This window comes from Neoroseomonas terrae, assembly GCF_018129025.1.
Classification (GTDB): domain Bacteria; phylum Pseudomonadota; class Alphaproteobacteria; order Acetobacterales; family Acetobacteraceae; genus Neoroseomonas; species Neoroseomonas terrae.
Genome location: NZ_JAAEDI010000006.1, coordinates 54,619 through 66,976, shown reverse-complemented (window position 1 = coordinate 66,976; position 12,358 = coordinate 54,619). Strand labels below are relative to the sequence as shown.

The window sequence follows — 12,358 nt, the reverse complement described above, 5'->3', positions numbered from 1 at the left end:
GCATGGCAAACCGGCGCGACCGGACCGGCACCGGTTCAGTCGGCTTCGGTCTCCGCCGTGCTGACATGCAGCAGCACGATGCCGCAGAAGGCCAGGAAGATCGCGGCACTGGCCTGGCCGTTCCATTCCCGCGACTGCCACATGGCGAACCATTCCCCGGCAATCACCAGGAAGCCCAGCCCATAGAGCATTGCCCCGGCCGTCAGCCCGAGGATCGCTGTGCCCCGCGCGGCGTTCCACGCCGCCGCGCCGGACCGTCGCACCCGCCACAACCGTAGCACGCCCGCCCAAAGCAGTAGCGCCGTCATGACCTCCCAGCTGATGATCAGCCCATAGGCCAGGTGATGCAGCGTCGGGTCCGTGATCGCGCGCCACATCAGTGCGGGCGAGCGGAATGTCGTGTCCATCGACAGTACATGCTGCACGAAGGCGAAGTTGGACCCGTAGTCGGTCAGGTTGCCGAAGGCGATCAGGCTGAACAGCAGGGCCACGGCGGCCGTCAGCGCCAGGCGCGACAGCCGCAGCGCGGTCACCCCGTCAGGGCCTTCTTGAACCACACCCGCGCATGGCCCGCCGGCATCCCGTCCAGGCGGCCGAACTCGGCATAGCCGTTGGTCTCCCAGAAATGCGGCGCCTGAAAGGAGAAGGTGTCGGTATAGGCGTTGGTGCAGCCGCGATCGCGCGCGATCGCCTCGGCACGCTTCAGCAACTCGCCGCCGAAGCCTTCCTTGCGGATCTCCGGTGCGAGCCACAGCCAGTCGATGAACAGCCACCCCCAGAAGGTGAGGCCGAGCAGCCCGCCGAGCGTCTTGCCCTCGGCATCCTGCACCAGCAGCGTCACCGGCTCGCGGTCATAGGAGCCGCCCATCGACTGGTTGAATTCATGCAGGCCGCGCTGGATGGCGCCCACCGCCTCGAATTCCGGGACGGCGTCCTCGACGATCTCGATGCCTTCGCGCAGCGCTATGCTCATCCGCTGAAACGTCCCCAGGTGGCAACGGCCACCGTGCCCAGTCCGATCACCATGTTCACCAGAACACCCTTCCGTATCGTCTCCAGCGCCGCCGCTGCTGCGGGCCGGTCGCCGGTTTCCATCGCGGCACGCATCCGCCGCCACGGTACGAACGCGACGAAGCCGAAAATGGCTGCCATCACAAGCCCGGCGGCATGCATCAGGTGCACGTGCCAGATGCTGGCGCCGAAGCCGCGGTACCAACCGAACAACATGGCCCAGCCGGTCAGGATGAGAATCGGCACGACATGGTACAGAACGCGGAAGAAGCGGGCGAAGACGCCCTGCATCAGCGCGAGCCGCTGTGGGCCTTCCAGTGCCGCATGGGCGGCCGGGCGCAGCACCGCCATGGCGAAGACCATGCCGCCCACCCAGATCACGGCGCCCAGCACATGGACGACGTAGAGCGCGGTGATCATCTCACTGCTCCTTCAGCGCGGCGATGGCGGCGGCAAGCGCACGCGCCTCGGCCGCCGCGCTGCCCTTCGGCGCCGCCTCCACCGCGCCGAGCCCGGCCATGAAGGCCTGGGCAAAGGCGGTCCGGTTGCCGAGCACGGGTTCGAGCAGCGGCAATCCGCGCTCGTGGATCGCCGCCGTCACCTGTTCCCGCAGCTTGCCGGCCGAAGGCACGCGGTTCAGCACGAGCGCGACCTGCCGTCCTTCCTTTCGCGCCAGATCGAGCGTCGCATCCATGGACCAGAGGTCGGCGGCGGAGGGCTGCAACGGCACCAGCACCAGGTCGGCCGCGCGCACCGCCACCCGGGCATCCGTGTCGTCATGCGGCGCGGTGTCGAGCAGCACCACGTCCTGATCGCGCAGCCGGTCGATCACGCCGGGCACGCGCCAGCCCGACGGCGCCTCGAAATGCAGGGGGCGGGCCTTGGGCGAGTTGCCGCGCACCGCATCCCATCGTTGCAGGGAATGCTGCGGGTCGATGTCGAGCAGCGCGACGCGACGGCCTTCCTCGGCGAAGGCCGTGGCGAGGTTGGCGGCGATCGTCGACTTGCCGGCACCGCCCTTGCGCTGCGCCACGGCGATCACGAAGGCCATGCGCGACTCCTGAAATGCACGCCGAGCATAGCAGACGGCGCCGCCGCGCCATGCGCCGGATGCCTTGTTCCCCGCCGCCGGGCCGCGGATGCTGGCGCGATGGAACCCGACGCCGGCCCGCTGGCCCTACTGACCCTCGAGGAGACGGGCCGTGCCGACGCTGCCGCGATCGCGGGCGGCATCCCCGGTGCGCGATTGATGGAGGCGGCAGGCCGGGCCGTCGCCCGCGCCGCGATACGCCGCTTCCGGCCCTGCCGAACACTGGTGCTCGCCGGGCCGGGCAATAATGGGGGCGACGGCTACGTCGCTGCGCGGCTGCTGGAACAGGCCGGCTGGCCCGTCGCGGTGGCGGCCTTGGCGCCGCCACGGCCCGGCAGCGATGCCGCCGGCGCCGCCGCGCGCTGGACCGGCCCCATGGTGCCGTTCGCACCGGATGAAGTCGCCCGCGCGGGGCTTGTGATCGATGCCGTCTTCGGCGCCGGCCTGACGCGCCCGGTGGAGGGGCTGGTGGCGGAGACGCTCGCCGCGGCCGACGGTCCGATCCTGGCGGTGGACGTGCCATCGGGCCTTGATGGCGCGACCGGGCAGGCGAGGGGTTTCGCGCCTGCCGCCACGCTGACGGTCACCTTCTTTCGGGCCAAGCCCGGGCATCTGCTGATGCCGGGCCGGTCGCTGTGCGGGGAGTTGCTGGTGGCTGACATCGGCCTGCCGGCGAAGGTGCTGGAGACGGTCGCGCCGCGCTGCTGGGAGGCTGCGCCGGGCCTCTGGCGCCTGCCGCCGCCGGATACCGCCGCGCACAAGTACAGCCGCGGCCATGTCACGATCCTCGCCGGCGCGGGGATGACGGGTGCGGCCCGTCTGGCCGCCGCGGGGGCGCGGCGGGCAGGGGCGGGGCTGGCCACGCTGCTCGCCCCCGACCGGGGGACGGCAGACGTGCTGCGCGGGGGCGACCCTGGAGTGATCGTCAGCGAAGCGCCCCTCACCGAACTGCTCGGGGATAGCCGGCGCGTCGCCTGGGTGGTTGGTCCGGGCCTACCGGCCACGCTGGACACGCTTGAGCAACTCGCGGCGATCATCGGCGGCGGGCATCGGCAGGTCGTGGTCGATGCCGGTGCGCTCGCGGCGGCGGCGGGACAGCCGGAGCGGCTGCGCGGTGCCGCCGTGCTTACCCCCCATACGGGCGAGTTCACGCGCCTGTTCGGCAGTCCGGGTGGCGACCGGCTTGCCTCGGCACGGCACGCGGCAGCGCGCACGGGGGCGATCGTGCTCCTCAAGGGTCCCGATACGGTCATCGCCGCGCCTGATGGGCGCGCTGCCATCAACCGCCATGCTCCTGCATGGCTCGCCACCGGCGGCACGGGCGATGTGCTGTCCGGGGTCATCGCCGCGCTGCTGGGCAGCGGCATGCCGGCCTTCGACGCCGCCGCCGCCGCCGCATGGCTGCACGGCGAGGCCGGTTTTCGTTGTGGTTACGGGCTCTTGGCCGAGGATCTTGCGACACAACTTCCGCAAGCCATGGCCGCTGCTCGCCACGCAGGTCCGGGTGGTGGTCGGGGTCCCCGCGACTGACGCGAACCTTAGCCCTGCCGACAAGATATTGGTGGTTGTGACGGCGCTTCACCACCACATGCTGCGTCGGCCAGCCTTACGCATTGTTTGGTTATAAAATGTTGAATTTGCTGATTCTTTGGAAGTAACCTCCCGAAATCGTGAGGGGATCTCGGGGGTACCATGAGCAGCATCCTTGTTTCCATGCTCCACCAGGAGGAACGGACGATCGTCGCGGAGCTTCGCGCGTCGCGGCCCTTCCAGCGGCTGGAAGCCATTCGCCGGTTGCTCGCGCTGTATGACGAGCAGCCCTCGGTTGCCACCGGGCTCGATGCGCCCGTCGGCGCTGAACCCGACCGCGGCGGCGGCGAGGTGATCAGCTTCGCCGCCCCGCCGCAGCCAGCCGCCGTGGCGCCATCGCCCGCAGCCGCGTCGCCTGTCACGGTTGCCAGCGCCATTCCGCTGCCGGGTCCGGGCACGGCCGCTGCGGCGGCGCCGGCTGCCCGCGTTGAGGCCATGGCCGAGGCCGCGGTCGCCGACGTGGCCATGCGCAGCCCGGCGCCGGTCGCGGCCGCCGAGCCAGAGGCATCCAGCGTGGTGTCCAGCGTGCGCGCCGCGCTGCTCGGCATCGGCAAGAACTGACGGGCAAAAGGGCGCCGCTGCTCACTGGGCGGCGCGCTCCACCGGCGCGGTCACGCCTGCGCCAGGGCGCTCCGATCTGCTGGATTTTCAACTTCTGTTTCCGTAGATTTCAATCTCCGGAAGCGGGGTGAGGCATGTCGGAAGTCGCCGTCCAGGCTGGATTGCTCGATCGGGCGCTGCGGCGCGTCTCGTCGCTGTGGCGTGACATGGCGTCGGTCGTCGGTGCCGGGGAGGCACCTGGCGACATCGCGGAACGGCTGCAGGACGCGTTGAACGGCCGTGGGGGCGAAGTTTCCGCCCGTAACCGCGCTGCGCGCCTCGCCCAGGATTATCGCACGCTGGACCACGCGGGTCGCGGTGATTTTCTCCGTGCGCTGGCTTCCTTCGATTCCGATCCCGGTGCCGTCGCGCAGGTGATGGACGCCGTCGCCGCCGCCGGCGATGTGGGGGAACGCGCCATCGCCACCGCCCGGCTGCGCCGCGCGCTGGAGCCGCCGCGCATCCGCCTGCTGACCGCCTTCGCCGCCATTCCGGACGGGGTGAAGTTCCTGGTCGACATGCGCGCGGAACTGATGGCGCACCGGGAGGGGGACAAGCTGCTCCAGGCGCTGGAGACCGACCTGAAGGCGCTGCTCGCCGCCTGGTTCGATGTCGGCTTTCTGGAACTGCGCCGGATCGACTGGCGGTCCCCCGCCCTCCAGCTCGAACGGTTGGTGGAGTATGAGGCGGTGCACCGCATCCGCGGTTGGCGGGACCTCAAGAACCGGCTGCGGGCCGACCGCCGCTGCTACGCCTTCTTCCATCCCCGCATGCCGGATGAGCCCCTGATCTTCGTCGAGGTCGCCCTCGTGCAGGGCATGTCGGCAAGCGTGCAGCGGCTGCTCGACCAGAAGGCGCCGACGCTCGCGCCGGCGGAGGCAGATACCGCGGTCTTCTATTCGATCAACAATTGCCAGCGCGGGCTGGACGGCATTTCCTTCGGCAACTTCCTGATCAAGCGGGTGGTGGGGCTGCTGTCGGACGAATTCCGCAACCTCAAGACCTTCTGCACCCTGTCGCCCATCCCGGGCTTCCGGCGCTGGCTGGACGCCGTGCTGGCGGGGGACGACAGCCCGCTGAACGAGGAGGAGCGCAAGGCGCTGCGCGGCATCGCCGAGCTGCTGCCCGAGACGGTGCCCGCCGACGCCACCGAGGAGACGATCCTGCGCGCCCTGATCGCCCGCCGTGGCGTGCTGCGCGTCGAGGAAGCGCAGCGCGCGCTGGAGCCGATCCTCTCCCGCCTCTGCGCCCGCTACCTGGCGAAGGAGGACGCACCGGCCCGCCCGGGCCGCGCCCGCGACCCCGTCGCCCACTTCCACCTGTCCAACGGGGCGCGGACCGAACGGCTGAACTGGCGCGCCGATACGTCGGAGAATGGCCACCGCCAGTCGGTCGGGATGATGGTGAACTACCTGTACGATCCCGACCGGATCGAGGAGAATCACGAGCTGTACATCGGCGAGGGGCGGCGCGCCGTCTCGACGGGGCTGCGCAAGCTCGCGCGGGGGTGACGGGCTGGCGGTAGCCACGCGCACGAAGTCCTCAGCGTAACCTGCGGCACAGCAACCAACGCTGGCCGCGCGCATTGTTGGGGCTGATGTGATGCGAGGACTGCCCCCATGCTCGAACTGTTTCTCCTGGTGGCAGCCCTGCTGATGCTGTTGTTGCGCGCGACGGCGCGGCCGGCGCCGGCGCGCAAGCCTAGGGTGCTTGCCGCTGCGCGCCGCTGAAGGCGGATCGGTGCCGGCGCAGGCAGCCGGCCCGGCACCTCCCAAGCCGGCCCGGCCTTCTCCCGGCCGGCCCGAAGCCCCATAGTCCGACGCGAATACGAGGGAGCGTCCGGACATGACCATGCAGGGAACGGTGAGGCGGCTGGATACGCCGGATGCGGCGCGCCAGGTCGAGATCCTGCACGCGCTCGAACGCAAGCTGCTCTGGCTCAGCGCCTGGATGATCCACCACGCAAACCACATTCGCCCGAACCGGGATGGGCTGAAGGTGGGCGGGCACCAGGCATCCTGCGCGTCCTCGGTCTCGATCCTCGCGGCGCTGTATTTCTCGATCCTGCGACCGGCCGACCGCGTTGCCGTGAAGCCCCATGCGGGGCCGGTCTTCCACGCCATCAACTACCTGTTCGGGCGGCAGCAGCGGGAGAAGCTGGAGACGCTGCGCCAGTTCGGCGGCATCCAGCCCTATCCGTCCCGCGTGAAGGACGGGCCGGAGGTCGATTTCTCCACGGGCTCCGTCGGCCTCGGCGTCGCGCTCGCCTCCTTCGGATCGCTGGTGCAGGACTATGTCCACCTGCACAACCTGGCACCCGAAGGCATCCCGTCGGGCCGGCATGTCGCCGTGGTGGGCGACGCGGAGCTCGATGAGGGCAACATCTACGAAGCCCTGCTGGAAGGCTGGAAGCACGACATCCGCAATGTCTGGTGGGTGGTCGACTACAACCGCCAGAGCCTCGATTCCGTGGTGCCGGACCGTCTGTTCGGCCGCATCGAGGGACTGTTCCGCGACATGGGCTGGAACGTCGTCACCATCAAGTACGGCCGCAAGCTGGAAGCCGCCTTCGCGCGACCGGATGGCGAGCATCTGCGCCGCTGGATCGACGATTGCCCGAACAGCCTTTACGCCGCGTTGACCTTCCAGGGCGGCGCGGCGTGGCGCTCCGCGATCCTCGCCGAGCTCGGCCGCGTCGACGGCATCCGCGCCATCGTCGATCCGCTGACGGATGACGAACTTGCCGCCCTGATGACGAACCTCGGCGGCCACGACATCGAGACGCTGACCGAGGCCTTCCGCACCCAGGATGCCGAGGGCGACCAGCCGACCTGCTTCATCGCCTATACGGTGAAGGGGATGGGCCTCCCCTTCGCGGGCCACAAGGACAACCATTCCGGGCTGATGACCAAGGAGCAGATGGAAGGCTTCCGCGCCGCCATGGCCATCCGCCCCGGGCACGAATGGGACCTGTTCGAGGGGCTGAACATACCCGAGGCCGAGCTGCGGGACTTCCTCGGCGCCGTCCCCTTCGCCGAGAAGCTTACGCCCGCCGGCCGCAGCCTGGTGTCGCCCACGATCCATGTGCCCGGGATCATCCCCGCGCCGCGCGTGGGGGAGGGGCGCAAGCAGTCCACCCAGGCGGCCTTCGGCGACATCCTCGCCGAGATCGGCCGCGGGCAGGGAGAGTTCGCCGACCTCGCGAAGCGCATCGTCACCACCAGCCCGGACGTGACGGTCTCGACCAATCTCGGCCCGTGGGTGAACCGGCGCGGCATCTTCGACCGGCACAAGAAGAACGACGTCTTCCGCGATGCGAAGCTCGCCTCGGCGCAGCGATGGGGCATGTCGCCCGATGGCCAGCATGTCGAACTCGGCATCGCCGAGCAGAACCTGTTCCTCGTGCTCGCGGGGCTGGGGCTTGCCGACCGTCTATACGGCGCGCGGCTGCTGCCGATCGGCACGGTCTATGATCCCTTCGTCAATCGCGGCCTCGATGCGCTGATCTACGCCTGCTACCAGGATGCGCGGTTCCTGCTGGTCTCCACGCCGTCCGGGCTGACGCTGGCGCCGGAAGGCGGCCAGCATCAGAGTGTCAACACGCCGCTGATCGGCATGGCCGCCGACCGGCTGACGAGCTTCGAGCCGGCGCATTCGGATGAGCTGGCGATCCTGCTCCGCCACGCCTTCGACCACATGCAGAAGCCGGACGGTTCGGCCGTGTGGCTGCGCCTGTCGACGCGCGGTCTGCAGCAGCCGTCACGGACGCTGGATGCGGCGGATGTCATCGCGGGCGCGCATTGGATCGTGCCGCCTGCGGAGGGCGCACGCATCGCAATCGGCTACCAGGGTTCGCTGGCGCCCGAGGCGCTCGCCGCCTTCGATGAGCTCCGCAGCGAGGAACCAGGCGCCGGCCTGCTTGCCATCACCAGCCCCGACAGGCTGCATGCGGCATGGCTCGGCGCACGGCGAGCAGCCCGCCGTGGCGAACGGCAGGTGTCGCATATCGAGCGCATCCTCGCGCCATTGGCGCGCGATGCGGCGCTCGTCACGGTGCTTGATGGTCATCCGGCCGCCCATGCGTGGATGGGCGCAGTGCGGGGTCAGCGCGTCGTCCCGCTCGGCGTCGACCGCTTTGGCCAAGCCGGCGACATTCCTGACCTGTATCGGGAATACGGCCTCGACAGCGACGCCATTCTTGATGCCTGCGCCGAGGCGTTGTTGGGCTGATTCAGCCGGTTCGGGGCGCAGCCTGGCGGCTGCGCCCCGGGGCGGTCAGTGGGTGCTCGTGCCCGTCGCCGCGCGCTTGGCGCGATCCGCCGGGCAGTTCAGCCGCACCTTGTCACCGGCCACTGATTCCACGGCGTTCACCGACAGGAAGTGGTGATGCTGGCCGCTCCCGTCGGGATCGTCCTGCCTCGTCAGCTTGATGCGATCACCTTCCAACCTGTCCACAGTGCCGACATGCACGCCGTCATTCCCGACGACTTCCATGTGTTCGCGGATCTGGGTCATCTGTGCGCTCATGCATTCTCTCCTTGTCTGGGGTCAGTTTCCGGACCCGTGGACAGAACGCCCTGGACGTGCGCGGGATGCCGACGCTGGCGGAACGGATGGCTCACATCGCAGTGCCTTGCAGCGGCTGTCTCAGTCCTTGCTGGCTGCTGCCCGGCGCGGGAGCTTCTTGCGGCTGACGCTTGCCATGCGCTCGAGCTCCGTTTCGCTCATTGAGTCCGCCATGCTCTTCGACGCGCCCTTCAGCGAGGATTTCGGTGCGTCCCCCCGCTTCGCCGCTAGCGCGGCACCGGCGGCCTTCTGCTGCTGCTTGGATTTGGCTGGCATCTGTCGGATCCCTCCTGTTGCGGAGCCACGACGGTAACGCGCGGGCGGCCAGCGCGGTTCCGCCGATGGCGTCAGCGGCGCATCGGATCACCCGGCCACCACCATCAGCGCACTTCCCGCGCCCAGCGCCCATAGGGGGTTGCGCCGGCTGAACACCACGAAGGCTGCCGTCGCCAGGCCGATCGCGATCGTCAGCGGCCCCCGGTCGGCGGTGCGCATCATGGCGACGCCGCTCGCCAGGATCAGGCCGAGCGCCACCGGCACCAGCCCGGCCTTGATCAGCGACACCGCCGGATGGTCGGCCCAGCGGGACAGCGTGCGCGACACAATGAAGGCCAAGGTGCAGGACGGCACCATGATGGCCAGCGTTGCCACCAGCAGCCCCGCCAGCCCTGCCACCTGCCACCCGATCAGGCTGACCATGATGATGTTGGGACCCGGTGCGGCGTGAGAGATCGCGAAGGCATCCGCGAAGCCCGCATCGCTCATCCAGCCATGCACGTCGACGACTTGGCGCTGGATCTCGGGCAGCGTCGCATTGGCGCCGCCGATCGACACGAGCGAGAGGATGGAGAAGACCTGGGCGATCTCGATCAGCGGGGCGTCGCTCATGCGCGGCGCTCCAGCGTCGCGGCGCCGATGCCGAGCGGGACGAGCACGGCCACCACCGGCACCAGCGGCCAGCCGAGCAGCCCGACCGCCACGAACCCCCCGGCTGTGATGAGCAGCGAGAGCGGCCGCGGCCGGATGTTGCGCGCCATCTTCAGCGCCGTGCCCGCGACGAGCCCCGCGGCACCCGCCGCGGCGCCGACCACCGCCGCCTGCACGGCCGGCACGTCGGCGAAATGCAGGTAGGCGGCGCCAAGCGCGGTGACGATCACGAGCGGCACCAGCATCTGCCCGAGCAGGCAAAGCAGCACGCCGGGCACACCCTGGAAGCGGTCGCCGATGATGACCGCGGCGTTCATCGTATTCGGCCCCGGCAGCACCTGGCCGATGCCGAGGATGGCGGCGAACTCCTTCTCGGTCAGCCAGCGCCGTTCCTCAATGATGACGTGCCGTGCCCACGGCGCGATCCCGCCGAAGCCGAGCATCCCGATCTTGAGAAAGCCGAGAAAAAGCTCAGCCTTGCCCACCGTGTCCCGACCCTCGTGCCCCGCGGCCATGACATCCCCTCCTGTCCGATCCGCGGCAGTATCGGGCGGCATCGCATGGCCCGCTTTCCGGCCTGGGCCAGAATGCTATGAGTCCGGGCCATGGCGAGGCACAGGCGGGCGGTCGAGATCGAGGCGGTGGCGCGGCCCGTGGTCGCGGTCGGCAACGAGTACCCGGCGGGGCACGAGCACCCCGCCCACAGCCACCGCCGGTCGCAGCTTTTGTTCGCCGAGCGCGGCACGATGCTGGTCCGCACGGCACACGGGGCGTGGATGGTGCCGCCCAGCCAGGGTGTCTGGATCCCGGGCGGAACCGTGCACGGGATCAGCATGCTGGGGCAGGTCGCGACGCGGAGCGTCTATCTGGAACCCGATGCGCGGCCGGGGCTCGCCACGGAATGCCGCGTGGTGGGCATCCCGCCGCTGCTGCGTGAGCTGCTGATCGCCGCCGTGGACGTGCCGGCGGAATACGACCCGGACGGGCGCGACGGCCGGGTGATGTCGCTGCTGATGGACGAGATCCTGGCGGCCCCGGTGCTGCCGCTGAGCCTGCCGTTGCCGCGCGGGGACCGGCTGCTGCGTCGCTGCCGCCGCTTCCTCGAACGCCCGAGCATGCACGACACGATCGAGGCCTGGAGCCGCACCCTCGCACTCAGCCGCCGCAGCTTCACCCGCCGCTTCCGGGAGGAGACCGGGCTGAGCTTCGCAGAATGGCAGCGCCGCGCCTGCCTGCTGGCCGCCCTGCCGCGGCTGCTGAACGGGGAGCGTGTGACGGCCATTGCGCTCGACCTCGGCTATGCCGGTCCGACAGCCTTCAGCACCATGTTCCGCCGGACGCTCGGCGTCGCGCCCAGCGCCTATGGTCGATGACGTCTCATAAATTGATCGTCATGTAACAATCACCGTTACGACAGTGCGACGCAACATCACCGGTCTCTTTTCCCGCTGCAGCCATGTGAGGGGAAGGCGCCGATGGATAGTGCTCGTCATCAGGCCGGCGGAGCGACGCGTCGGTCGATGCTGGCAGGTGCCGCATTGCTGCTCGGCACCGGCCGCGCCGCCGCGCAGGAACGTGGGCAGGCGCTGACGGGCGCTGGTTCGACCTTCGTCCAGCCCGTCCTGAACCGTTGGGCGCGGGCCTTCGCCACGATGGAAGGCGAGGGCGGCGCGACCGTGTCGTCCTACGGCACGCTGAATTATGAGCCGGTGGGCTCGGCCGGCGGTGTGATCCGCATGCTCCAGGGCAGCGTCGACTTCGCCGCGACCGACGTGCCGATGGCGCCCGAGGAACTGGCGCGGCACGAACTCGCGCAGTTTCCGCTGGTCAGCGGCGGCATCGCAGTCGCGGCCAATCTCGACCTGCCGGCCGGAATCGCGCTGCGGCTCAGCGGGGACGTGCTGGCGCGCATCTATCTCGGCCAGATCACGCGCTGGTCGGACCCGGCGATCCGCGCACTCCAGCCCGACCTCGCTTTGCCGGGTGCGCCAATCGTGGTGCTGCACCGCTCGGACGGGTCCGGCACCACCTGGAACGTGGCGAGCTTCCTCGCGCGCCGCAGCGCCGCCTGGCAATCGGGCCTCGGCACGGGCTGGACGCTGCCCTGGCCGGTCGGCACCGGCGCGCGCGGCACCCGTGGCATCGCCGAGGCGCTGCGCGCCACGCCGAACGCCATCGCCTATCTGGAAGTCAGCGAGGCACGGCACCCGGGTATCACGGTGGCGCAGATCGACAATGCCGCCGGCCGGTTCGTGGCGCCGGACGCCGCTGCCATCGCCGCGGGTGTCGCGGGCCTGCCCTGGGATGCGTCGCGCAGCTTCCACCAGCCGGCGGCCGAACCGGCGAGCGACGCGGCCTATCCGATCCTCGCGACCGTCTACGTGCTGATGCGCCGCAACCCGGCCTCCATGGCCGGCACGCGCGCGGCACTCGCCTTCTTCCGCATGGCGCTGACCGAACGGCCCGCGGAGGCCGAGGCCCTCGGCTTCGTGCCGCTGGCGCCCGCCGTCGCGGCGCAGGTCACGTCCTACTGGCCCACCGCGATCCGCGGCGCCCGCTGAATCCAGGCTTCGA

14 protein-coding genes are annotated in these 12,358 nt (G+C 70.1%); 6 read left to right on the top strand and 8 right to left on the bottom strand.

The genetic code is table 11. From position 1 onward, the window contains the following. Positions 1–35: 35 nt before the first annotated feature. Genes GXW78_RS06775 through parA form a run of 4 tightly spaced genes read right to left on the bottom strand, consistent with a single transcriptional unit; the run spans position 36 to position 2,062 of the window. Entirely contained in the window at positions 36–533 is a 498-nt protein-coding gene (locus GXW78_RS06775; RefSeq protein WP_211867262.1) for a DUF2165 family protein, read from the bottom strand. Beyond that, complete coding sequence (locus tag GXW78_RS06770; protein WP_211867260.1) at positions 530–973, bottom strand: GNAT family N-acetyltransferase; 444 nt, start codon at positions 971–973, stop codon at positions 530–532. The genes GXW78_RS06775 and GXW78_RS06770 overlap by 4 nt, the downstream gene beginning before the upstream one ends. Then, complete coding sequence (locus GXW78_RS06765; RefSeq protein WP_211867258.1) at positions 970–1,431, bottom strand: CopD family protein; 462 nt, start codon at positions 1,429–1,431, stop codon at positions 970–972. The genes GXW78_RS06770 and GXW78_RS06765 overlap by 4 nt, the downstream gene beginning before the upstream one ends. A 1-nt stretch (position 1,432) precedes the next feature. Further along, the gene (gene parA / locus GXW78_RS06760; RefSeq protein WP_211867256.1) at positions 1,433–2,062 is read right to left on the bottom strand and encodes a ParA family partition ATPase; all 630 of its coding nucleotides are present in this window, start codon (positions 2,060–2,062) and stop codon (positions 1,433–1,435) included. A 99-nt stretch (positions 2,063–2,161) separates the two neighbouring features. Between parA and GXW78_RS06755 the strand changes: the two genes are divergently transcribed. The 4 genes from GXW78_RS06755 (at position 2,162) to GXW78_RS06740 (ending at position 8,521) form a co-directional block, all read left to right on the top strand. Further along, positions 2,162–3,631: an NAD(P)H-hydrate dehydratase gene (locus tag GXW78_RS06755; protein WP_211867254.1), complete on the top strand. Its 1,470-nt coding sequence runs from the start codon at positions 2,162–2,164 to the stop codon at positions 3,629–3,631. Between the two features lie 162 nt (positions 3,632–3,793). Beyond that, on the top strand, positions 3,794–4,252 hold the full coding sequence (locus tag GXW78_RS06750) for a hypothetical protein (protein ID WP_211867252.1): 459 nt from the start codon (positions 3,794–3,796) through the stop codon (positions 4,250–4,252). Between the two features lie 134 nt (positions 4,253–4,386). Continuing rightward, on the top strand, positions 4,387–5,802 hold the full coding sequence (locus GXW78_RS06745) for a malonyl-CoA decarboxylase (protein ID WP_211867250.1): 1,416 nt from the start codon (positions 4,387–4,389) through the stop codon (positions 5,800–5,802). Between the two features lie 334 nt (positions 5,803–6,136). Then, complete coding sequence (locus GXW78_RS06740) at positions 6,137–8,521, top strand: 1-deoxy-D-xylulose-5-phosphate synthase N-terminal domain-containing protein (RefSeq protein WP_246521933.1); 2,385 nt, start codon at positions 6,137–6,139, stop codon at positions 8,519–8,521. Between the two features lie 45 nt (positions 8,522–8,566). Here GXW78_RS06740 and GXW78_RS06735 read toward each other — a convergent pair whose 3' ends face one another. From GXW78_RS06735 to GXW78_RS06720, 4 genes are all read right to left on the bottom strand, one after another. Next, positions 8,567–8,818 carry a DUF2171 domain-containing protein gene (locus GXW78_RS06735; RefSeq protein ID WP_211867248.1) on the bottom strand — a complete coding sequence of 84 codons (252 nt, stop codon included), beginning with the start codon at positions 8,816–8,818 and terminating at the stop codon, positions 8,567–8,569. 120 nt (positions 8,819–8,938) lie between these two features. Then, a complete protein-coding gene (locus GXW78_RS06730) occupies positions 8,939–9,133 on the bottom strand; it encodes a DUF3008 family protein (protein ID WP_211867246.1) in 195 nt (64 codons plus the stop codon). An 87-nt stretch (positions 9,134–9,220) separates the two neighbouring features. Further along, complete coding sequence (locus GXW78_RS06725; protein WP_211867244.1) at positions 9,221–9,745, bottom strand: chromate transporter; 525 nt, start codon at positions 9,743–9,745, stop codon at positions 9,221–9,223. After that, positions 9,742–10,299 carry a chromate transporter gene (locus GXW78_RS06720; RefSeq protein ID WP_211867242.1) on the bottom strand — a complete coding sequence of 186 codons (558 nt, stop codon included), beginning with the start codon at positions 10,297–10,299 and terminating at the stop codon, positions 9,742–9,744. Before GXW78_RS06720 ends, GXW78_RS06725 begins: the two co-directional genes overlap by 4 nt. Before the next feature lie 90 nt (positions 10,300–10,389). Between GXW78_RS06720 and GXW78_RS06715 the strand changes: the two genes are divergently transcribed. Both GXW78_RS06715 and pstS read left to right on the top strand, forming a co-directional pair. Then, positions 10,390–11,157 carry an AraC family transcriptional regulator gene (locus GXW78_RS06715; protein WP_211867240.1) on the top strand — a complete coding sequence of 256 codons (768 nt, stop codon included), beginning with the start codon at positions 10,390–10,392 and terminating at the stop codon, positions 11,155–11,157. A gap of 102 nt (positions 11,158–11,259) precedes the next feature. After that, positions 11,260–12,345 (top strand): phosphate ABC transporter substrate-binding protein PstS, encoded by a 1,086-nt coding sequence (gene pstS, locus GXW78_RS06710; protein WP_211867238.1) that lies wholly within the window; start codon positions 11,260–11,262, stop codon positions 12,343–12,345. The last annotated feature ends 13 nt before the right edge of the window (positions 12,346–12,358 follow it).

Coding starts and splice junctions, on each gene's coding strand:
- GXW78_RS06770 (WP_211867260.1), bottom strand. CDS start 973: ATGAGCATAGCGCTGCGCGAAGGCATCGAGATCGTCGAGGACGCCGTC.
- GXW78_RS06765 (WP_211867258.1), bottom strand. CDS start 1,431: ATGATCACCGCGCTCTACGTCGTCCATGTGCTGGGCGCCGTGATCTGG.
- parA (WP_211867256.1), bottom strand. CDS start 2,062: ATGGCCTTCGTGATCGCCGTGGCGCAGCGCAAGGGCGGTGCCGGCAAG.
- GXW78_RS06755 (WP_211867254.1), top strand. CDS start 2,162: ATGGAACCCGACGCCGGCCCGCTGGCCCTACTGACCCTCGAGGAGACG.
- GXW78_RS06750 (WP_211867252.1), top strand. CDS start 3,794: ATGAGCAGCATCCTTGTTTCCATGCTCCACCAGGAGGAACGGACGATC.
- GXW78_RS06745 (WP_211867250.1), top strand. CDS start 4,387: ATGTCGGAAGTCGCCGTCCAGGCTGGATTGCTCGATCGGGCGCTGCGG.
- GXW78_RS06740 (WP_246521933.1), top strand. CDS start 6,137: ATGACCATGCAGGGAACGGTGAGGCGGCTGGATACGCCGGATGCGGCG.
- GXW78_RS06735 (WP_211867248.1), bottom strand. CDS start 8,818: ATGAGCGCACAGATGACCCAGATCCGCGAACACATGGAAGTCGTCGGG.
- GXW78_RS06730 (WP_211867246.1), bottom strand. CDS start 9,133: ATGCCAGCCAAATCCAAGCAGCAGCAGAAGGCCGCCGGTGCCGCGCTA.
- GXW78_RS06725 (WP_211867244.1), bottom strand. CDS start 9,745: ATGAGCGACGCCCCGCTGATCGAGATCGCCCAGGTCTTCTCCATCCTC.
- GXW78_RS06720 (WP_211867242.1), bottom strand. CDS start 10,299: ATGGCCGCGGGGCACGAGGGTCGGGACACGGTGGGCAAGGCTGAGCTT.
- GXW78_RS06715 (WP_211867240.1), top strand. CDS start 10,390: ATGGCGAGGCACAGGCGGGCGGTCGAGATCGAGGCGGTGGCGCGGCCC.
- pstS (WP_211867238.1), top strand. CDS start 11,260: ATGGATAGTGCTCGTCATCAGGCCGGCGGAGCGACGCGTCGGTCGATG.